The organism is Labrys monachus, from assembly GCF_030814655.1.
Taxonomy (GTDB): domain Bacteria; phylum Pseudomonadota; class Alphaproteobacteria; order Rhizobiales; family Labraceae; genus Labrys; species Labrys monacha.
Map to the genome: position 1 here is coordinate 3,226,934 of NZ_JAUSVK010000001.1, position 18,414 is coordinate 3,245,347.

The following is an 18,414-nucleotide window of genomic DNA, read 5'->3' on the forward strand; positions in this document are numbered from 1 at the left end:
TATCTCCCGCCAGATCCGCCGCAAATCAGATGCATTGTGAAATATCACAATTTATCTTTCTAGATATTGCATTGCTCTCCGCGGCTGCGTCAAGCGCGGAAGATCCCGCCCGCCGCCGTCTGATATTTTAAATGGACGCCCCGTAAAATATCAGGAAAAGTCCCGACCCCACCCGTGACGGAAGGAGCGGCCGCAGTGAGGTGCCACGACGATGCCGGATCTCCATCGGGGCGCAAGCCTCTGTCGGGCCAGGTCGCCCTGGTCTCGGGGGGCGCCAAGGGAATCGGGAACGCCATCTGCCGGCAATTGGCTGAGCTCGGCGCCTCGATCGCCCTCACCGGCGCGCAGGATGTCCGCAGCGCCGAACGGACGGCGGCGGAACTGGCGGATTCGGGTTCGAAGGCTCTGGCTTTCGCGATGGATCTGACCGACAGGGATTCGGTGGACGCCACGGTCGGGGCGGTTGTCGAACGGCTGGGCCGCCTCGACATCGTCGTCAACAACGCCGGAGCTTCGCGCCGCGGCAGGCTCCTCGATCTCGCCTCTGAGGATTGGAACCACGTGTTTGCCGTCCAGACCCTGGGCTTCCTTCATCTCGCCGTCGCGGGAGCCCGGCAGATGATCGCGCAAGGCGGCGGCGGCTCGATCATCGCGATCGCAGGCGCCTCGGCGCTGCGATGCTATCCGGGCAACGGCGCCTATGGCCCGTCCAAGGCCGCAGTCCTCGCGACGGTACGGCAGATGGCGGTGGAATGGGCCGGGCACGAGATCCGAGTGAACGCGGTTCTTCCGGGTCCGATCCGGGAGGTCGACGAGGATTGGCGAACGGCCGAGCCCCGCCTGGCCGCCGAGGTCCAGCGCATTCCGCTGAAGCGCGTGGGCACGCCGCAGGATGTCGCGCAGGCCGTGGCCTATCTCAGCACGGCCGGATATGTGACGGGCCAGAACATCGTCGTCGACGGCGGCAGTACGACCACCTGGTATATCGACGGACGAGCCTGATAGCGCCAAGCTCCGCGGGCGCCGCAATCCGCAAGCCGGGAGAAGTGCGCAGGCGGTCGGGACCGAGAAGGCCCGCCCCGATATCAGACCGGCAGCCGGCCCGTTTGCGCCGGAACCGCCTCGGTTTTGCTTGGCAGGCGGCTCGATGCTTCGGACGCGAACGCCAGGAAGGATCTTTCGAAATCGCCTGGAACCGGCGGCGGGCAGCCGCGTTTCCCGTCGCAAGGCTGCGTCCTTTATACGTTCCTTAGAGTTATGACTGTCGTGTCACGAAACTTCGTCCCGCTCACGCTGGGATTTGAGTCGGCCACGAGACTTGTCCTGTCCGGTTGAGTGTTAATTTCTTGCCCTCCCCTGCGGGACGTAGATTGCGCTCCCGTTTCAAACAAGGAAAGTCCGAGATATGACGAATGCCATTCGGGGTCATTATCGGAACAGGGCGATCCTCGGCGGCCTGGCCATCGCGTTCATCACGGCTGGCCCCGCGCTGGCGCAGCAGCATGGCATCGGTGGTGCCGTCGGCGGCGCGGTGGGTGGTGCCGTCGGGGGCCTCGGCGGCGCCGTCGGCGGTGTCGGCAGCACCGTCGGCGGTGCGGTTGGCGGACTGGGAGGAGCCGTCGGCGGCCTGGGCGGCACGGCGGGCGGTGCGGTCGGGGGCGCGGCGGGCAGCGGGGTCGGCGGCGTCGGTAGCAGCGGATCGAGTTCAGGGGCCGGCGGCCAGGGCTCGACCACCAATGCCGGGGACGCGGCCAGCGCGGTCGGCCGGTTTACCGGCGTCAATGGCGCCGACCGATCGGCGGTGAAGAAGCGATGCGCTTCTGTCCTGGCTTCGGCGGCCTATTACGACGCCCAGCTCGTCTCCCTTTGCAGGATGCTGGCCAAGACTTAAGCAGAACTTTACACGGCCGGCGCGCGGGTACCCAGAAAAATCAGAGGAATCGCGACCGTGTTCAGGGCGGCCACCGAAAGCCAGATGGCGCCGGGCCAATGCAGGTGGACGGCCAGATAGAAGGTCGAAAAGCCAAGCGGAGCGATGATGGAGGCGAGGCTCACCGTCGATGCCAGCACGCCCTGGAGCTGGCCCTGCCGCGTCGGGTCGACGTGCCGGGTGGCGAGCGCCTGAAAAGCCGGCATGCCGATGCTGCCGAGCGCAAAGACCGGCATGATGGCGAAGACGATCCAGCCCTGAGTGACGAAGGCCATGCCCACAAGCGCGATACAGGCGCAGGCGATCCCGACAAGGATCGCCCCGCGTTCGCCGAGCCGCCTGGTCGCCGGGCCGGGCAGGAGCGCCTGGGCCATCGTCTGGCAGACACCGAATGCGCCGAGCGACAGGCCGATCCACAAGCCGTTCCACTGAAAGGCGTCCGCGCCCCACAGGGCCCAGCAGACACCATAGGCTTCTCCGCCGCCGGCCAGAATGAAATAGACGAGGACGATCGGCAAAAGCCCTTTCATCGAGGCGAGCCAGCGCAACGGGCCGAGCGGGTTCAGTGCGGCGAGATCGATCTTCCGGCGGGCCGCCCTATGCGATTCCGGCAAGGCGAACAGCGCGAGCAGGAGATTGGCCGCGTTCAGCGCGGCTGCGGCGATGAACGGCAGCCTGATCCAGGTATCGCCGAGCATTCCGCCGAGAACAGGCCCGACGATGAAGCCTGCGCCGAACATGGCATTGAGGAGGCCGAAGCGGCGAGCCCGCTGGTCCTCGCGCGAAACGTCGGTGAGATAGGCGGTCGCCACCGACACGTTGGCGCTCGTCAGCCCCGCGATGGCCCGGCCGAGCAGCAGCAGCCACAATTGCGGGGCAAAGGCCATGACACCATAGTTGATCGCCGCGCCCGCCAGGGAAACGAGAAGGATGGGCCGCCTGCCGAGTCTGTCGCTCAAGGCGCCGAGCACGGGCGCGAAGAGGAACTGCATCGCCGCATAGAGCGTGGCCATGATGCCGACAAGGGGCGCGACATCAGAAGCATGCGTCACCTCCGCGAGCAGGCGCGGCAGGATGGGGAAGATCAGGCCGATTCCCACTGCGTCGAGGCAGATTGCGGCATAGATGACGACCAGGGATCGCTTCATGGCAGGTCGGGCGTCAGGCAGTGGAAAGGACGAGCCTGTCGGCGGCGCACCCTCCGGCGCCGACCGCCTGGGCCGCAGCCGGCACGCAGGACCTGCGTCCCACCATACCGGCTGAACTCAACGGCTTTCATGGGTTTCTCCTGCCCGGCGTATCGCGCGATCGGCATGCATGATCATACTCATCATTTTATGTACTCGGTACATATTGGGCTACCTCGCCGGCAGCGATAGGTCAATACAAATATGTACCCAGTATATGAATTATGCTATCGAGGCCGCATGTCAGAGCCGATCGACCGCCGAACCCGCAAGCGCCTCGCCACCCGGCAGGCGATTTCCGACACCGCCACGCGCCTCTTCTGGCAGCGGGGCTTCGACGCGGTGACGGTGGACGAGATCGCGCAGGCCGCCGACGTCGGACGGATGACGGTGTTCAATCATTTCCCCCGCAAGGAGGACATGTTCTTCGATCGCGACGAGGAAGGCCGGACGATGCTGCGCAACGCCCTGCGGCAGCGCGATCACGACGTCGCGCCCATCGAGACGTTGCGTCTGCTCGCGCATCGGCTCGTCGCGGAGCGCACGCCCTATGTCGATTTTTCGGCCGAAAGCCAAAGCTTCGTCGGGACGATCGAGGGCAGCGAGACGCTGAAGGCGCGGGCACGGGCCATCCGCGACGAACTCGCGGCGGTCGTGGAGGTGGCACTCGCCGAATCCGCGGGTCGCGATCCCGGCGATCCCGACGCGCGCCTGGCGGCCGCCCTGCTGCTGGCGACCTGGGCGACGGCTTTTCTCGAGGCGCACCGGATCTTTCGGCGGACGGAGAATTCAGAGCGCGCGCAAGCGGCTTTCCTCGCCATCGTCGATCGGGGCACCCTCGGCCTGAAGGCTGCAATGGCGGGCACCCCTTACGCCTGAGCAACGATCGATGTTTATCCGGGTAGCGACCGGCCGGGGCCGGCGGCCGCCGCCATCGGAATCCCTGAACTCGATCATCGCCCCTGCCCCTTGGCTCGGAAAGGCGGACCATGCGGTGCTCGCCCCTTGCGAGGAAAGAACGTCATCTTTGAGCGCCACATCGGCCGGACCCGCAGGGCGATCTTCTCGCGGCCCGTCGCGGCAGTGCCATCAATATCGGTTCGACCGCCGGCATCACGGGCGCAGCGCACGCCGCAACCAAGGGTGCCCGCCTTCTCCGGGGCTTTACGACCGTGCCTCGAAATATTCGATGATCAGGCCGTCGGGATGCCTGGCCGTGAAGTTGCGGCCGCTGGTGACGGTGCGCGGCTCGTGCAGCAGCGTGCCGCCCTGTTCCCGGACCCAGCCGGCATAGGCGTCGAGATCGTCGACGTAGAAGATGCCGTGCACCTGCCGCGCGGCCGTCATGGCCTCGCCGTCGCCGGCCAGGATCAGGACGTTGCCGACGCGGGCAGCGACGACGTTCGTTTCCGTGATCGTCACCCGGCGCGCGCAGGGGACGCCCTGAAGCTGCTCGTAAAAGGCGATCGTCGGTTCAAGCGCCTCGGCTGCCGCATAGACGCGGAAGCTTTGATCGAGGATCTTCATGACCGTCTCCCAACTCTATTTCGGAGTGTTGACCAGGCCGAGGCGGATGAGGCTCTCGGCGGTCGCCATGATGGCCTCCTCGCGCGAGCGCGGCTTCCAGCCGAGCAGGCGTTTGGCCTTCTCGCCGCTGGCGTTCATGTCGACGCCCAGGAGCGGCACGATGCCCTTCATCGCCGGGTTCGCCAGCGCCATGAGGCGGATGAACCAGTTGGGCAGGACACGCGTCGAAACCTTGGCCGCGCCCGGCCCCAGACGCTGCTTCAGCAGTTTCGCGATCTCGACCATCCACAGGCTCCCGCCCGACGCGGCGAGGAAGCGCTCGCCCTTGGCGGCCGGGTCGGTCATCGCACGCAGGTGCAGGTCGGCGACGTCGCGTACGTCGACGACGCAGGTGTTGATCCTGGGGCAGCCCGGCTGGCCGTCCAGCAGGTTCTTGATGAGCCGGATCGAGTGCGAATAATCAGGTCCGAGCGCGGGCCCGAGCACGGTGGTGGGGTTGACGGCCGCAAGTTCCAGCCCGCCGCCCTCGCGGGCGATGAAGTCCCACGATGCCCGCTCGGCCAGCGTCTTCGACCGCTGATAGGGCGCGACACGGCCGTTCAGGTCGCTCCAGTCGGTCTCGTCGAAGGGGCGGCTTCGCGGGGCGTGGCCGACGCCGATGGCCCCGAAGGCCGAGGTGAGCACCACGCGCTTCGCGCGCGCATCCCGTGCCGCGCGGAGCACGCGCAGATTGCCGTCGACCGCGGGCCGGACCCAGTCTTCCTCGCGCACCTGATCGCCGGATGGCGTCGGCGAGGCGCCGTGGATCACATAGGCGCAGCCGGCGGCCGCCGCCGCCCATCCATCGTCGGCGGTGAGATCGGCGGCGATAAACGACAGCCGGTCGCCCGGCTCGGCGCCGCCGGTCCTGAGATTGCTCAGAACCTCCGCCTCGCGCGACAATGATCGAAGCGTCGTCCGCACGCGATAGCCGGCCTGCAGCAGCGCCAGGATGCAATGCTGCGCGATGAAGCCGCTTCCGCCGGTCACGAGCACCCGTTCGTCAGCCATGGTGATCTCCAAAGTTGCCGCCTGCGGATCAGCGGTCGATTCCCGCCATCACCCAGTCCGGGTAGCGGTTGCCGGAGACGGTGCCCGGTGCCAGCGCCTCATCGAGCGTCTGTATTTCGGCAGGCGTCAGCCGGAGGGTGTCCGCCGCGACATTCTGTTCCAGATAGGCGCGGCGCTTGGTGCCGGGGATCGGCACGATGCCGTCGCCCTTGTGCAGCAGCCAGGCGAGCGCGATCTGGGCGGGCTTGGCGCCCTTGGCTAGGGCGATGTCGAACACCGCTTCCGCGGCCCGCACATTGGCGTCGTAGTTCTCACCCTGATAGCGCTCGTCGATGCGGCGGGTATCGCCCTCGGGATAGTCCTCCGCCCGCTTCACCCCGCCGGCCAGGAAGCCGCGCCCGAGCGGGCAGAACGGCACGAGCCCAATACCCAGTTCCCGCAGGACCGGGATCACGTCCGCTTCGAGATTGCGCTCCCACAGCGAATATTCGCTCTGCAGCACCGAGACCGGGTGAACGGCATGGGCGCGGCGCAGCGTGGCGGCCCCGACCTCGGACAGGCCGAGGAAGCGCACCTTGCCTTCCTTGACCAGCTCGCCGACAGCGCCGGCCACGTCCTCGATCGGTACCTTGCGGTCGATGCGGTGCTGATAGAGCAGGTCGATATGGTCGGTCTGCAGCCGGCGCAGCGATCCTTCGACCGCCCGGCGAATGGCGGCGGGGCTGCTGTCGGTCTCAGCGCCGAGCTGGCGGCCGTTCTCGAAGCGAAAGCCGAACTTGGTGGCGAGGATCACCTTCTCCCGCCGGTCGCGGAAGGCGCGCCCCAGAAGCTCCTCGTTGGTGTAGGGGCCATAGCCTTCCGCCGTGTCGAAGAAATCGCCGCCGAGCTCGATGGCGCGATGAAGCGTGGCGATCGATTCAGCCTCGTCCGCCGGCCCATAGGACTGGCTCATGCCCATGCAGCCCAAACCGATCGCGCCGACCGTGAGGCCCTGACGTCCAAGTTGCCGCTTGCTCAATATCATCGAACCCTGCCCTTCCGGCGCCCGCATGGCCCTCAAGATAGGCAAAGCGCTTCGTACTTAGAATGCTTGTGCGTCCGCCATGCTTGTTCGATAGTACGGAATGAGCGTGGATCCCTTCTCCGATATTCTCCGACTTGCGCGGGCCGAAACGCTGGTCACCGGCGGATTCACGGCGGGCGGTCCCTGGGCGATTCGCTTTCCCGTCCCAAAGACGATCAAGTTCTTTGCGGTGGTGAAGGGTGATTGCTGGGTGACCCTCGACGGGGAGCCGCCCATCCGATTTGAAACCGGGGATGTGGGTCTGCTGTCGGCGCCACGGGCCTTCGTGCTGGGGAGCGAGCCGGGGGTCCCTCCCGTCGACGGAATGGCGCTGTTCTCCAGCGCCGGCAAGGCGACTGTCCAGCTCGGCGACGGCAGCGACTTCACTCATATAGGCGGCCACGTCCTGCTCGATCCCACAAGCGGACGGCTGCTGGCCGACGTTCTGCCGCCTTGGATCCATGTGCGGGCGGCTTCACCGCAGGCCGTGACCTTCCGGTGGCTGCTTGACCGCCTTGCAGAGGAGCGGACGTCCGATCTCCCCGGCACCGAGCTCGCGTCCGCCCAACTCGCGCAGTTGCTCTTCATCCAGATCTTGCGCGCTCACCTCGCCGGGGCCGACGTCATGGGCGCCAGCTGGCTTCGAGCGTTGGGCGACCCGCGCATCGCCCCGGCCATTCGCCTGATGCATGACGATCCCGCGCGCGCATGGCACCTTGAAGATCTCGCGGCGGCTTGTGCCATGTCGCGGACGACGTTCGCCGGGCGCTTCCGCACCGTCGCCGGCGTCGCGCCCCTCGCTTATCTAACTCAATGGCGCATGCGACTGGCCGAGCAGGCCCTGCGGGACGAGACGGGAAGACCGGTGGCATCGATCGCGCGCTCGGTGGGCTATACGTCCGAAAGCGCTTTCAGCCATGCGTTCAAGCGGTGGAACCGCAGGTCACCCAAGTCTTACCGAGACGGCCATATGCCGCCACCCGCTTTGACATAGCGAATGCGCGCCCCAAATAGAGTTCGCCCTGCAGTGAGCGAGTGTCGACGCGACTCTTTGGCGACGTTCTGCCCGTCATCCCGGCAGGAGCCCCATATCGCGATAGCTGCCGATCAGGCTGTCGAAGAGACCGACATCCGCCCGGCTCCGCGCCAGGAGTTGGGCGCCGGACACGGCGGCAAAAATGGCGAGAGCGCGGGCTTTGCTCGCCGATACGTCCCCCCCGTCCGCGGCGATCAGCACCTTGCCCAGCCACGCGACGTTGATGTCGGCGAAAGTCCGCACTTCCACCTTCACCGGTTCCGGCAGGTCGTCATATTCGGCGGACATGAAGCTGCATAGACAGATCCGATTGCCGTTTTCAAGCGCTCGGCGGAATATCGCGGGATAGCGATGCAGGCAGGCGAGCGGATCCGGCGTCTCGGCCAGCATCTTCTCCAACTCGGCCGCGGTGTCTTCCCAATAGCGCCTGGCCACGGCCGCGCCGAGGTCGGCCTTGCTCGGGAAGTAATAATGGATGCTGGCGGCTTTGATTCCGACCCCAGCCGCCAGATCGCGGAAATTCAGGCCGCCATACCCATGCGCCTGCGCGGCATTGCGGGCCGCCGACAGGATCGCTTCCTTCGCATTCGAACTCATCTGCCAAATCCCCGCTCGCCCCTACCAAGTGACAGATAGAGGTTGTGCCGGCCGAATGGAAGGCCTATACAACGCCTATCAAGTGGCAGGTAGAGGATCTGGAAAAGTGCTGATGACGATCTATGACTGGCATACCGGGCCTTATCCGGCTCGCGTCCGTATCGCTCTCGGAGAGCTGAGGCTGCAATCGCAGGTCCGTTTCGTTTCGATCGACTTGTGGAAGGGCGAACACAAGACGCCTGCGTTTCTCGCCAAGAACTACTCCGGCACGCTGCCGGTGCTGGAGCTCGACGATGGGACGCTGATCGCCGAATGCACCGCGATCACCCAATATCTCGACGCGCTGAACGGCGACCACCTCCTTACCGGCATGACGCCTCTCGAACAGGGCGTGATCCACATGATGAGCAAGCGCGCCGAGATCGAGCTGCTCGATGCCATCAGCGTCTATTTCCATCATGCCACGCCGGGTCTGGGCCCCGATGTCGAGATCTACCAGAACGCCGAATGGGGGCTTCGCCAGCGCGACAAGGCGGTGCGCGGCATGCGCTACTTCGACAGCGTGCTCCGGCAGCGGCCCTTCATTGCCGGCCACGCCTTCTCGATGGCCGATATCGCCGTCATCGGCGGCCTTATCTTCGCGGAACTCGTCGGCCTCCCCGTGCCGGCCGAATGCGAGGCGCTGCGTGCCTGGTACGCCCGGATGCAGCAGCGTCCCAGCGTCCGGAACCGGATCACGATGTCCCCCCCCTCCAAGGCGGCGACCTGACATCCCGACGCCGCCCGGTCGAACAAGAGCAGCGGCGGGGCTTCGGCGGTTTCCTGTTCCGCCTGCTGGCGTGCGGCAATCGGCGGGTGTCACCCGAGATCGGACGTTCAATCTTGGGCTGTCGGCCGTATGACGATGCTGCCGACGTCGACATCGGCAGGCTGCTCGATCGCGTAGGCGACGCCACGGGCGATCGAAGACGGCGGGATTCCGATATCGGCAACGCGTTCTCCGATCGCCTCCTTCACGGCGCGATCGGTTATCGAGCTTGCAAAGTTGGTCGAGGTCATCCCCGGCGAAACCTCGGTGACCCGCAGATGTGGTCCCGCTTCCTGTCTCAACGCTTCGCTGATGGTCCGCACGGCGTTCTTGGTCGCCGCATAGACACCCATGGTCGGGAGGATCTTGATCCCCGCGGTCGAGACGATGTTGATGACGTGGCCCGACTGCTGACGCTTGAAGACGGGCAATGCGGCAGCGATGCCGTAAAGCGTGCCCCGCAGATTGACGTCGATCATGGCGTCCCAGTCCTCGACGCGCAACGCATCGAAACGGGATATCGGCCCGATCCCCGCATTGTTCACGATGACGTCCAGCCGGCCACCTCGCTCGATCGCCACTGCGACGAGAGCTTCAAGATGGCTCCGGTGGCGGACATCGGTCACCCTATAGGCGGCCTTGCCGCCTGCGGCGGTAATGTCGTCCACGGTCGCCGCGAGCGCTTCCTCGCCCCGGGCCCCGAGCACGACAAAAGCCCCGCGCTCTGCAAGCAGCTTCGCCGTCGCCTGGCCGATCCCGCTGCTTGCGCCGGTGATGGCGACAACCTTGCCCTCAATGCCCAATGCCATTCTCCTTCATCGAACTGAGCCAAGAGCATATCAACCCGGTCCAAGATGAACTATGCTCAGACGCCCATGGATTTGTCGTGAACGTCCAAAGTGATGACTGATCCGCTGTCGGATGTTCTCAACGTTCTCGGCGCAAGGGTGACCCGCCGCACCCGGCTGGAAGCCGCGGGACGATGGGCCCTCGCATTTCCCGCTCTCGAGCGCCTCAAATTCGTGGCGCTCGTGCGGGGAGCCGGCTGGATGATGCTGCCGGGGCGGCCGCCGCAACTGTTGAGCGCAGGCGATGTCTGCCTGCTCGGATGCACGGCCTATACGATAGCCAGCGACCCGGCGCTGCCGCCCCTCGATGGCCAGCCTTTCTACGGCGCTGGCTGCGATACGGCACGTCTCGGAGGCGACGAGACGGTTTCGATCGGGGGAACCGTCACCTTCGCCCCGGGGCATGCGGATTTCCTGCTCGGCATGCTGCCGGATTTCCTGTTCGTTCCGCGATCCTCGGCTGCGTCCGGCGCGATTTCGACGATCCTCGGGTTGATGGATGACGAGGCCAAGCGGGACATCATCGGCAGCGGGATCGTAAGTGCCCGGCTCGCCGATGTGTTGCTGGTGGAGGCGATCCGCGCCTATGCGGGGAGTGTCGGGCAGGTCGAGATCGGATGGCTTGGCGCTCTCTCGGATCCTCGGCTGGGCCGGGTGCTTCGCGTCATTCACGGGGATATCGCGCAGCCTTGGACGGTGGCCCGGCTCGCCGGCGTGGCCGGCATGTCGCGTGCTGCCTTCTCCGCGGCGTTCACGCGCCGGGTGGGACAGCCGCCGCTCGCCTATGTGCGCGCGTGGCGTCTCACCATCGCTCGGGTGGCGGTGGCGCGTGGAGACGACACGGTCGCCAGCATCGCCGGCCAGGTCGGCTACACGTCGCAGAGCGCATTCGGCCACGCTTTCAAGCGCGCTTTCGGCCGGCCTCCGAAGGCTCATGCCTTTCGCTCGTCTTGAAGTGCGGAGGCGAACGTGAACAAACGCCGTGATCCCCGAGACGCCACCAATCTCGGTGTGACAGCGCGGGTCTACGAGACGGGTAAATTCTCGGCTGGCATGGCCTAAGTCGAAAGTTTTCCAGAGTCGATCGTCAGCGTCACAATGATTCCGTCACTGGACCAGTCCGTTTTGATGACACCGCCAAGCTGGCCGGTCACGATGCGGTTAAGCAGCTTGCTGCCATAGCCTTCGCCGGCCGGAGGCTCGACCGACGGGCCGCCGCGCTCTGTCCACACGATGCACAAGTGACCGTCGCTGTTCGTCCCCGAAACATCGAGCATACCCGCACCAATCGAGAGGGCGCCATATTTCAGCGAATTCGTTGCAAGCTCATGCATGACGAGCGCAAGGGTCGTGGCGGCACGTTCGCCCACCCCCATCCGGGGAACCGCAACGCGGACGCGCCCGCTGAAAGCAGCGGAATCGTCGTAGGGAGCCAGGACCAACGAGATGATATCACCCAGCAAGGCGGCCCGGCCCTGATGGCCCGGCAGCGGGCGGACAGCGTCATGCGCTCTGCCGAGCGCGGCCAGGCGTTCCGTCAGCTCCTTCGCCATTTCATGGACGGTCGTGGTCGAGCGCGAGGTTATCGTCGTAAGACCGGTCGCGATGGCCAGGAGATTCTTGACCCTGTGACTCATCTCACCGGCAAGAAGCTCGTGCCCCTCTTCTGCCTGCTTGCGTCCTGTCACGTCGAGGAAAACACCCGACATCTGCCCCTTGTGCAGCCCTTCGTCATTGCCGAGGCCGCGAGATGAAATCCATCGAATTTCTTCATCCAGGAGGATGCGAAAGTCGATCTCATACGCGCCCACCATGGCCCGCGTGGCGGCGAACGCGGCGCGCACCCTGTCCCGGTCCGCGGGATGAATGCGAGAAGAAAGGTCCTCGAACGTCACATTTTTTGTTTGCGGCAGGCCCCAAAGAGCAAAACCTCGCTCGTCCATTGCAAAAGCGTCGGTTTCAACCGTCCACGACCACAGCGCCACGCCCGCGGCATTCAGGGCACGCTTGAGATTTTGCGCTTCCCGCAGGGGATGGTTTTCGTCGCTGAATGGCATGGCCTTCTCCCGTCTTCAACGAAGTGAGCAGATCGTGCCCCCCGTTGCGCTAGCGGCGAGACCTTGGTGAGGTAATTGTCAGGACCGTCAATGCCTAGGCTGAAATAGCTACGCCTTATCAAGAGTCTCGATGAACTGACTGGCGGAAGGGGTGAGATTCGAACTCACGGTGGGCTTGCACCCACGGCGGTTTTCAAGACCGCTGCCTTAAACCACTCGGCCACCCTTCCGGCACCGGACGGGCGAGACAGGGTCGGCACCGTGGCGCAAGAAGGCCTGTCTAGCAGGGAAGACGGAAGAGTCAAAGGGTCAAACGCGGCGTCCGGCGGCCGCGTTCGATCGTCTCGGGACGGTACCCGGTCTGGCCGAGGCGCTTCAGAACAGGCTGAACTGCTGGGGCCTGCGCCTTGCCGGCGGCGCGGCGCGGACCACGGTCAATTCGGCGCCGATGTCGCGCAGAAAGGGCGAAGCCGGCAGCGCTCGCCTCGCGCCGCGCCAGAACCGGTCGGCGGCGCGGGTGAGGAACAGCCTGTCCCGCGCCCGCGTCATGGCGACATAGAACAGCCGCCGCTCTTCGGCACCGGCCTCCCCGCTTTCCTCCGCCGGCCCCCAGGAGAACGGCATGAGGCCCTCCTCCATGCCGACGACGAAGACCACCGGGAATTCCAGTCCCTTGGCGGCATGCATGGTGGCGAGCAGCACCCGGTCGGCACGCGGATCGTAGAAATCGGCCTCGGTCGAAAGCGCGACCTGCTCCCTCAGGCGTGCCTCGTCGCCCGCGACGGCCGCCGAAGCCGCGAGCGACGCGAGCCATGCCCTGGCCTCGGCAACCGCAGGGCCGGCTTCCTCCCGCGAGCGCGCCGCCTGCGCGGTGGCGGCGATGCGTGCCGGCAGATCCGGCCCCTCGGCCTCCCCGCCCTGCTCGGCGAGCAGATGGAGGATCGCCTCCACCCCCGCATGGTCGGCCAGGCGCGCCGGCGAGCTCTTCCGGTAGGGAATGCCGGCGCGGTCGAAGGCGTCCCGCAGCGCCGCCGCCTGCATGTCCGTGCGGTAGAGGACGGCGAAATCGGCAAAGCCGAGAGAGGCTTGGTCGAGAGAGGCATGCTCGAGAGAGGCTTGGCCGCCCCGGCCGCGATGCTTCCCCTTGCCGGCCTCCAGCAGGTCGTGGCCGCCGAGGATCTCCTCGATCGTCCTCGCCACGAAGTCGGCCTCCGCCTGCTCCGAGACGGCGGCATGGAGCACGATCGGCTCATCCATGGGGCGCGTGATGCCGTCCGGCGCCATGCCGACGAGTTGCGAAGCCGCGGTGACGATGGTGCCGCTCGAGCGGTAGTTGCGCGCCAGGCGCACCGTCGGCGCGGCGGGGAAGTCGCGGGCGAAGCGTTCGAAGCAGGTCGCGTCCGCCCCGCGGAAGCCGTAGATCGCCTGGTTGGGATCGCCGATGACGCAGAGCCTGCCCGCCGGACCGGCGATGAGGCGCAGCAGGCGATATTGCTGCTCGTCGACGTCCTGGAACTCGTCGGCGAGGATATGGGCGAAGCGCGCGCGCCACAGCGCCGCGATCCCGGCATGCTCTTCCAGGAGTTTCACCGGCAGCGCGACCAGATCGTCGAAATCGAGCCAGCCCTGCTCCCGGCCGAGCCGGTCGAGCGTGGCGAGGGCCTGCATTTCCTCCGGCTCCCCTCCCGCGCCCGTGCGCTTGAGCACCGATACGGCGCGGACGAGGCGGGCGGCACGGGTGTCGCCGAGGCCCAGCGCCGTCGCCAGGGCCGCCTTGCGCTCGGCCTCGTCGGCGATGCGGAAGCCGGGATCGAGGCCGAGGGCCGCACCATGGGCACGCAGGATCGAAAGCCCGAGGGAATGGAAGCTGTGCACCGCCACCGCCGCGGCCTCGCCGGGCAGCAGCAGGGCGAGCCGGGCCCGCAATTCCTCCGTCGCCCGGCGCGTGAAGGTGATGGCGAGGCAGGAGGCGGCAGCCACGCCGCATTCGGCGACCAGATGCGCGATGCGGTGGGTGAGCATGCGCGTCTTGCCCGAACCGGGACCGGCGACGACGGCCAGCGCCGTGTCGACCATCGCGGCCGCGCGGGCCTGGTCGTCGTCGAGCGCGGCGAGGAGCCCGGACCGTCCGGAGGGCCGCGGCGGCGCAAGGGGCTCCGCCGGCAGGGCTGCCTCCACCCGGGCCGGTTCGCCGGACGGCGCCTTCGGCGCGCGCACCCGGCGGTGCACCGGCGCCTCGAACAGGCGCTCGCCGCGCGTGAAGCGGCTGAGCTCGCCCTCCTCGAACAGGCGGATCACGCCATATTCGCCGTCATAGCCGGCCTGCCGGATCACCGTGCCGGCGCGCAGCCGCGAGACGGCTTCCCCGAGCAGCGGATCGGCGCGTTCGATCTCCTCCACCGGCACCGTGCCGAGGATGCCAAGCTCCGGGCCGAGCGCGGCGCTGGTCCGCGCATAGGCCTGGTCGACCGCCTTGGAGGCGACGCCGCTGCCGAGAATCTCCGAGAGGATCTCCGGCAGGGGCACGAGGCTCGACACCTCGCCCGCAGTCGCCGGCGGCGCGGCATCCGCCTCGCTGCGGTCGGCGAGCATCTCGACGCGGTGGGCCACCCCCACGGTGACGCGGGAGCCGCAGACCGGGCAGCGGCCGTCGAGCGCCAGGGTCTGCCGGGGATCGAGCCGCACGCCGCAGGCGCGGTGGCCATCCATGTGGTACTTGCCCTCCTCGGGAAAGAACTCGACGGTGCCGTCATAGCCCTCCCCCGTCTCCAGGGCCCTGCGGATGGCGAAATAGTCCGGCTCGCAGGAGAAGCGCGTCGCTTCGCGGCCGAGCTTGCCGGGCGAATGGGCATCGGAATTGGACGTCAGCCGGTAGCGGTCGAGCGAGGACACCCGCCAGTTCATCGCCGGATCGGAGGAAAGTCCGGTCTCCACCGCGAAGATGTGCTCGGCGAGGTCGCCATAGCAGTCTCCGATCGAATCGAAGCCCGACTGCGAGCCGAGGGCGGCGAACCACGGCGTCCAGATATGGGCCGGCACGAGATAGGAATGCGGCCCCGATTCCAGCGCGACCTCGAGCAGGTCGCGCGAATCGAGTCCGAGGATCGGCCGTCCGTCGGAGGCGATGTTGCCGATCCGCCCCAGGCTCGCCGCCAGCCGGTCGGCGGAGGCGAAATCGGGCGCGTAGATCAAATGATGGATCTTCCGGGTCTTCTCGCCCTTCTTGTAGATGGTCGAGATTTCCGTGGAGAGCATGAAACGGACGGGCATGCGGCAGGAGGGCGGCAATGTCCGGAAGACATCCGCCTCGATATCGGGCCTGAGGCGGAACAGGCCGCCGCCATCCGCAACGAGCTTATCCTTGATTTCCGCCAGCCAGGCCGGATGCACGCAGTCGCCGGTGCCGACGACACCGATGCCCTTGCGCGCCGCCCACCAGGCGAGATGCTCGAGATCGAGGTCCCGGCTGGTGGCGCGGGAGTATTTCGAATGGACGTGCAGGTCGGCGTGAAAGGCCATGGCAGCTTCGGCGCAGGTGAGGAAGCGCCGATCGGGGCGGCGCGCCTCTGCATATAGGCCTCGTCCCCGGAGGATGCATCCCCGCACGCCATCGCGAACGGCCTCCGGCGCGGCCTTGCCACGTCACCGCGGGCCGCGCGGCATCGACGATCTGCCGCTGACGGAATCGGCGCGGCCGTGTCATATCTCCTCCCGGGTTCAATTCGCGTGCCGCCGGGTTCGTCGAGGGCTTCGATTGCCGCCGGCCTCATGGAGGGAGTTGTCGCGTGTCATCAATTGCCGCCGACTTGGCGAAGTTGCTGGCCGGGGTCCAGCGCCCCGGCGATTTCTGCACCACCGGCGTCGCCACCATCTTCGCGCCCGGTCTGGAAATCGAAGGGGTGGGGCCGATCTCGCTGCCGTTTCCCAGGATCCAACTCGAGGCTCTGATCGCCGCGGCCGAGCAGGCTCCTTACGGCCGAGGCAACCAGACCCTGGTCGACACCGATATACGCCGGAGCTGGCAGATCGATGCCGGCAAGGTCCACATTCACGGCAAGGCATGGGCGAGGAGCCTGCAGGAGATCGTCGACCGGGTCGCTGCGGGCCTCGGCGTGAGCGACCCGATCAAGCCGGAACTCTACAAGCTCCTGGCCTATGATGAAGGCGGCTTTTTCGTAAGCCACCGCGACACCGAGAAAGCGCCCGGCATGTTCGCGACGCTCATCATCGTGCTCCCCTCGGCCTATACGGGCGGCGAACTTGTCGTTCGCCATCGCGACCGCGAAATCCGCTTCGACCCGCACGGCCAGGACCCGTCCGAAGTGGCCTTCGCCGCCTTCTATGCCGATTGCCTGCATGAATTGCTGCCGGTGACCTCGGGCTGCCGGCTCGCCCTCGTCTATAACCTGCTGCGCCAGGGTACCGGCGATGCGCCCAGGCCGCCGAGCCACGAGGCCGAACGGGACAGCCTGGCCGATCTGCTGCGCCGATGGAGCGAGGACGAAAGCCCGGTCCGCCGGCGCGACGACGAGCCGTCGGACGAAGACGCCTATGGTGACGAGGACGACGAGGGCGAGGATGATGAGGGCGAGGGCGATGAGGAAGACGGTCCGCCAGCAAAGCTGATCTACCCGCTCGAACACGTCTATACCACGGCCAGCCTGTCCTTCGATGCCCTGAAGGGAGCCGATGCTGCGAGAGCGGCGACGCTTCTGGCGGCGGCCCGCGCCGCTCACTGCGATCTGCATCTCGCCGTGCTGTCCATCGAGGAGAGCGGCAGCGCCGAATATACCGGCTACGGCATCCGCAGCCGAGGACGACATTACGACGACGAAACGGAAGAGGACGAATTCGACGTCATCGAGGTCATGGAGAGCCACGAGACCCTGTCGGAGTGGCGTCGGCCTGACGGCAGCGCTCCGGCGCTCGGCGTCCTTCCCGTCAATCCCGAGGAAGTATCGCCGCCCGACGCCCTCGACGACCTCGTGCCGGACAAGCAGAGCTTCTTCGAGGCCACCGGCAACGAAGGCGCTTCGTTCGAACGCAGCTACCGCAAGGCCGCGCTGGTGGTCTGGCCGAACAGCCGGCGGCTCGCGATCGTCAACCAGGGAAGCCTGGGGGACACCCTGCACTATCTCGCCGATCTCACCGAGCAGTGGGCAGCCGGCGGCGGCGATCCTCAATCGCCTTCATGGGCGCTCGCACATGAATTGTCCGGGCACATGCTGGCGACCTGGCCGAAGCGGAGTTGGAGCACGGCCAAGGGGCCGAGCGACGCCACCACGATGCTGAACCTGCTCGGCAGGCTCGACGACGTCGCGCATATCGATCGCTTTCTCGCCGAGGTCTCCGTCGGCGCGCTCTCGCGGGGCGACAACGAAGCCGTGCTGCAGGCCGTTCGCCGGCTGCCGCGCAGCCGCAGGATCGAGTTGCTGACGCGCATCGTCACGGAAAGCGCGCCGTCCGCACTCGATATCGCGGCCAACCTGCTGGTACAGGCCGCCCGGGCGGCGGAAGATGGAAGCCTTGACCTGCCACCTGCGGATCTTCTGCCGGCAGCGGCCGGTCTGCTCGCGGCCTTGCCCGGCGATCCCGCGGAGGAGCCGCCAATACCGTCCTGGCAATGGCCCGCTCCGATCGAACCGGACGTCGTCGTGGATGCGGTGACGGCGCTTGCGCAAATCGATTCGAAGCTCGCGGGCGCTGCGGTCGATACTCTTCTCGCCTGGCCCAAGACATACGATCTCGACGAGGTGCTGGTTCCTGTCGTCCTGAAGCTGGACCGGTCGGCAAGCTCGGCGGCGATGATGCGTCTGCGCACGGCCTGTGCCCTTCATCTCGGCGCCCGGATCGCCGAACCTTTGGCGCCGCCCGCCGACTGGAGGCGTCCCAGCGCGGTAAAATGCTCCTGCGAACGTTGCAGCCTGTTCCGCCGCTTCCTCGCCGATCCCAGGCTCCAGACGTGGAGCTACAAGGCCGTGCAGGCCGATCGCAGCCATGTGGAGAGCACGATCCGCGAGGGACGTTACGACGTCGACGTCACCACGCTCCGGCAGGGCTCGCCCCATACGCTGGTCTGCACCAAGAACCAGGCGAGCTATGAGCGCAGGGTCCTGCAGCGCAAGAAGGACCTGGTCGACCTCGCGCAAATCGAGAGTCTCTATCCTTCATAGGCCTCGCGCCGCCCCGACATGGCGGCCGGGTCCACAGAAGGCACGAGGCCCCGCAACGATGCCGCGGAGCCTCTCCTCAAAACGGGAACTGTCGGAAACCGTCCGTCACAGCGCGGCGGCGAGATATCGCCGCCGATG

General features: G+C 66.8%; 15 protein-coding genes and 1 tRNA gene. 7 read left to right on the plus strand and 9 right to left on the minus strand.

Annotation, left to right across the window (positions count from 1 at the left end; all coding sequences use genetic code 11):
* Positions 1-195: 195 nt before the first annotated feature.
* Both J3R73_RS14620 and J3R73_RS14625 read left to right on the plus strand, forming a co-directional pair.
* Positions 196-1,002: an SDR family NAD(P)-dependent oxidoreductase gene (locus J3R73_RS14620; protein WP_307428033.1), complete on the plus strand. Its 807-nt coding sequence runs from the start codon at positions 196-198 to the stop codon at positions 1,000-1,002.
* A 403-nt stretch (positions 1,003-1,405) separates the two neighbouring features.
* Positions 1,406-1,891, plus strand: a complete 486-nt coding sequence (locus J3R73_RS14625; protein WP_307428036.1) for a hypothetical protein — start codon at positions 1,406-1,408, stop codon at positions 1,889-1,891.
* Between the two features lie 8 nt (positions 1,892-1,899).
* Here the strand turns inward: J3R73_RS14625 and J3R73_RS14630 are convergent, their stop codons facing one another.
* A complete protein-coding gene (locus tag J3R73_RS14630; protein WP_307428040.1) occupies positions 1,900-3,078 on the minus strand; it encodes a TCR/Tet family MFS transporter in 1,179 nt (392 codons plus the stop codon).
* A 279-nt stretch (positions 3,079-3,357) separates the two neighbouring features.
* On the opposite strand from J3R73_RS14630, the gene J3R73_RS14635 reads away from it, so the two are divergent.
* Entirely contained in the window at positions 3,358-3,996 is a 639-nt protein-coding gene (locus J3R73_RS14635; protein WP_307428043.1) for a TetR/AcrR family transcriptional regulator, read from the plus strand.
* Positions 3,997-4,281: 285 nt separating this feature from the next.
* Here the strand turns inward: J3R73_RS14635 and J3R73_RS14640 are convergent, their stop codons facing one another.
* From J3R73_RS14640 to J3R73_RS14650, 3 genes are read right to left on the minus strand one after another with little or no spacing between them, the layout of a single operon-like run.
* Positions 4,282-4,644 (minus strand): VOC family protein, encoded by a 363-nt coding sequence (locus J3R73_RS14640; protein WP_307428046.1) that lies wholly within the window; start codon positions 4,642-4,644, stop codon positions 4,282-4,284.
* A gap of 15 nt (positions 4,645-4,659) precedes the next feature.
* Positions 4,660-5,694 (minus strand): NAD-dependent epimerase/dehydratase family protein, encoded by a 1,035-nt coding sequence (locus J3R73_RS14645; protein ID WP_307428048.1) that lies wholly within the window; start codon positions 5,692-5,694, stop codon positions 4,660-4,662.
* Positions 5,695-5,722: 28 nt separating this feature from the next.
* Positions 5,723-6,718: an aldo/keto reductase gene (locus tag J3R73_RS14650; protein ID WP_307428051.1), complete on the minus strand. Its 996-nt coding sequence runs from the start codon at positions 6,716-6,718 to the stop codon at positions 5,723-5,725.
* Between the two features lie 100 nt (positions 6,719-6,818).
* Here J3R73_RS14650 and J3R73_RS14655 point away from each other — a divergent pair, with 100 nt between their 5' ends.
* Entirely contained in the window at positions 6,819-7,751 is a 933-nt protein-coding gene (locus tag J3R73_RS14655) for an AraC family transcriptional regulator (RefSeq protein WP_307428053.1), read from the plus strand.
* Between the two features lie 75 nt (positions 7,752-7,826).
* On the opposite strand, the gene J3R73_RS14660 is transcribed toward J3R73_RS14655, so the two are convergent.
* Positions 7,827-8,390: a TetR/AcrR family transcriptional regulator gene (locus J3R73_RS14660; protein ID WP_307428056.1), complete on the minus strand. Its 564-nt coding sequence runs from the start codon at positions 8,388-8,390 to the stop codon at positions 7,827-7,829.
* Between the two features lie 112 nt (positions 8,391-8,502).
* On the opposite strand from J3R73_RS14660, the gene J3R73_RS14665 reads away from it, so the two are divergent.
* Complete coding sequence (locus J3R73_RS14665) at positions 8,503-9,159, plus strand: glutathione S-transferase (protein WP_307428059.1); 657 nt, start codon at positions 8,503-8,505, stop codon at positions 9,157-9,159.
* Between the two features lie 107 nt (positions 9,160-9,266).
* Here J3R73_RS14665 and J3R73_RS14670 read toward each other — a convergent pair whose 3' ends face one another.
* Entirely contained in the window at positions 9,267-10,007 is a 741-nt protein-coding gene (locus tag J3R73_RS14670; RefSeq protein WP_307428062.1) for an SDR family oxidoreductase, read from the minus strand.
* A 93-nt stretch (positions 10,008-10,100) separates the two neighbouring features.
* Here J3R73_RS14670 and J3R73_RS14675 point away from each other — a divergent pair, with 93 nt between their 5' ends.
* The gene (locus tag J3R73_RS14675; RefSeq protein WP_307428064.1) at positions 10,101-11,000 is read left to right on the plus strand and encodes an AraC family transcriptional regulator; all 900 of its coding nucleotides are present in this window, start codon (positions 10,101-10,103) and stop codon (positions 10,998-11,000) included.
* Between the two features lie 104 nt (positions 11,001-11,104).
* Here J3R73_RS14675 and J3R73_RS14680 read toward each other — a convergent pair whose 3' ends face one another.
* From J3R73_RS14680 to J3R73_RS14690, 3 genes are all read right to left on the minus strand, one after another.
* Positions 11,105-12,103, minus strand: a complete 999-nt coding sequence (locus tag J3R73_RS14680; protein WP_307428068.1) for a sensor histidine kinase — start codon at positions 12,101-12,103, stop codon at positions 11,105-11,107.
* A 140-nt stretch (positions 12,104-12,243) separates the two neighbouring features.
* A tRNA-Ser gene (locus tag J3R73_RS14685) sits at positions 12,244-12,333 on the minus strand.
* 145 nt (positions 12,334-12,478) lie between these two features.
* Complete coding sequence (locus tag J3R73_RS14690; protein WP_307428071.1) at positions 12,479-15,622, minus strand: UvrD-helicase domain-containing protein; 3,144 nt, start codon at positions 15,620-15,622, stop codon at positions 12,479-12,481.
* A gap of 266 nt (positions 15,623-15,888) precedes the next feature.
* Between J3R73_RS14690 and J3R73_RS14695 the strand changes: the two genes are divergently transcribed.
* Positions 15,889-18,276, plus strand: a complete 2,388-nt coding sequence (locus J3R73_RS14695) for a 2OG-Fe(II) oxygenase (protein WP_307428075.1) — start codon at positions 15,889-15,891, stop codon at positions 18,274-18,276.
* Positions 18,277-18,414 lie beyond the last annotated feature (138 nt).

What these genes read in the sequence shown, in the direction of transcription:
- J3R73_RS14640 (WP_307428046.1), bottom strand. Translation starts at nt 4,644, where the DNA reads ATGAAGATCCTCGATCAAAGCTTCCGCGTCTATGCGGCAGCCGAGGCG.
- J3R73_RS14680 (WP_307428068.1), bottom strand. Translation starts at nt 12,103, where the DNA reads ATGCCATTCAGCGACGAAAACCATCCCCTGCGGGAAGCGCAAAATCTC.
- J3R73_RS14675 (WP_307428064.1), top strand. Translation starts at nt 10,101, where the DNA reads ATGACTGATCCGCTGTCGGATGTTCTCAACGTTCTCGGCGCAAGGGTG.
- J3R73_RS14625 (WP_307428036.1), top strand. Translation starts at nt 1,406, where the DNA reads ATGACGAATGCCATTCGGGGTCATTATCGGAACAGGGCGATCCTCGGC.
- J3R73_RS14690 (WP_307428071.1), bottom strand. Translation starts at nt 15,622, where the DNA reads ATGGCCTTTCACGCCGACCTGCACGTCCATTCGAAATACTCCCGCGCC.
- J3R73_RS14670 (WP_307428062.1), bottom strand. Translation starts at nt 10,007, where the DNA reads ATGGCATTGGGCATTGAGGGCAAGGTTGTCGCCATCACCGGCGCAAGC.
- J3R73_RS14655 (WP_307428053.1), top strand. Translation starts at nt 6,819, where the DNA reads ATGAGCGTGGATCCCTTCTCCGATATTCTCCGACTTGCGCGGGCCGAA.
- J3R73_RS14635 (WP_307428043.1), top strand. Translation starts at nt 3,358, where the DNA reads ATGTCAGAGCCGATCGACCGCCGAACCCGCAAGCGCCTCGCCACCCGG.
- J3R73_RS14660 (WP_307428056.1), bottom strand. Translation starts at nt 8,390, where the DNA reads ATGAGTTCGAATGCGAAGGAAGCGATCCTGTCGGCGGCCCGCAATGCC.
- J3R73_RS14665 (WP_307428059.1), top strand. Translation starts at nt 8,503, where the DNA reads ATGACGATCTATGACTGGCATACCGGGCCTTATCCGGCTCGCGTCCGT.
- J3R73_RS14630 (WP_307428040.1), bottom strand. Translation starts at nt 3,078, where the DNA reads ATGAAGCGATCCCTGGTCGTCATCTATGCCGCAATCTGCCTCGACGCA.
- J3R73_RS14645 (WP_307428048.1), bottom strand. Translation starts at nt 5,694, where the DNA reads ATGGCTGACGAACGGGTGCTCGTGACCGGCGGAAGCGGCTTCATCGCG.
- J3R73_RS14650 (WP_307428051.1), bottom strand. Translation starts at nt 6,718, where the DNA reads ATGATATTGAGCAAGCGGCAACTTGGACGTCAGGGCCTCACGGTCGGC.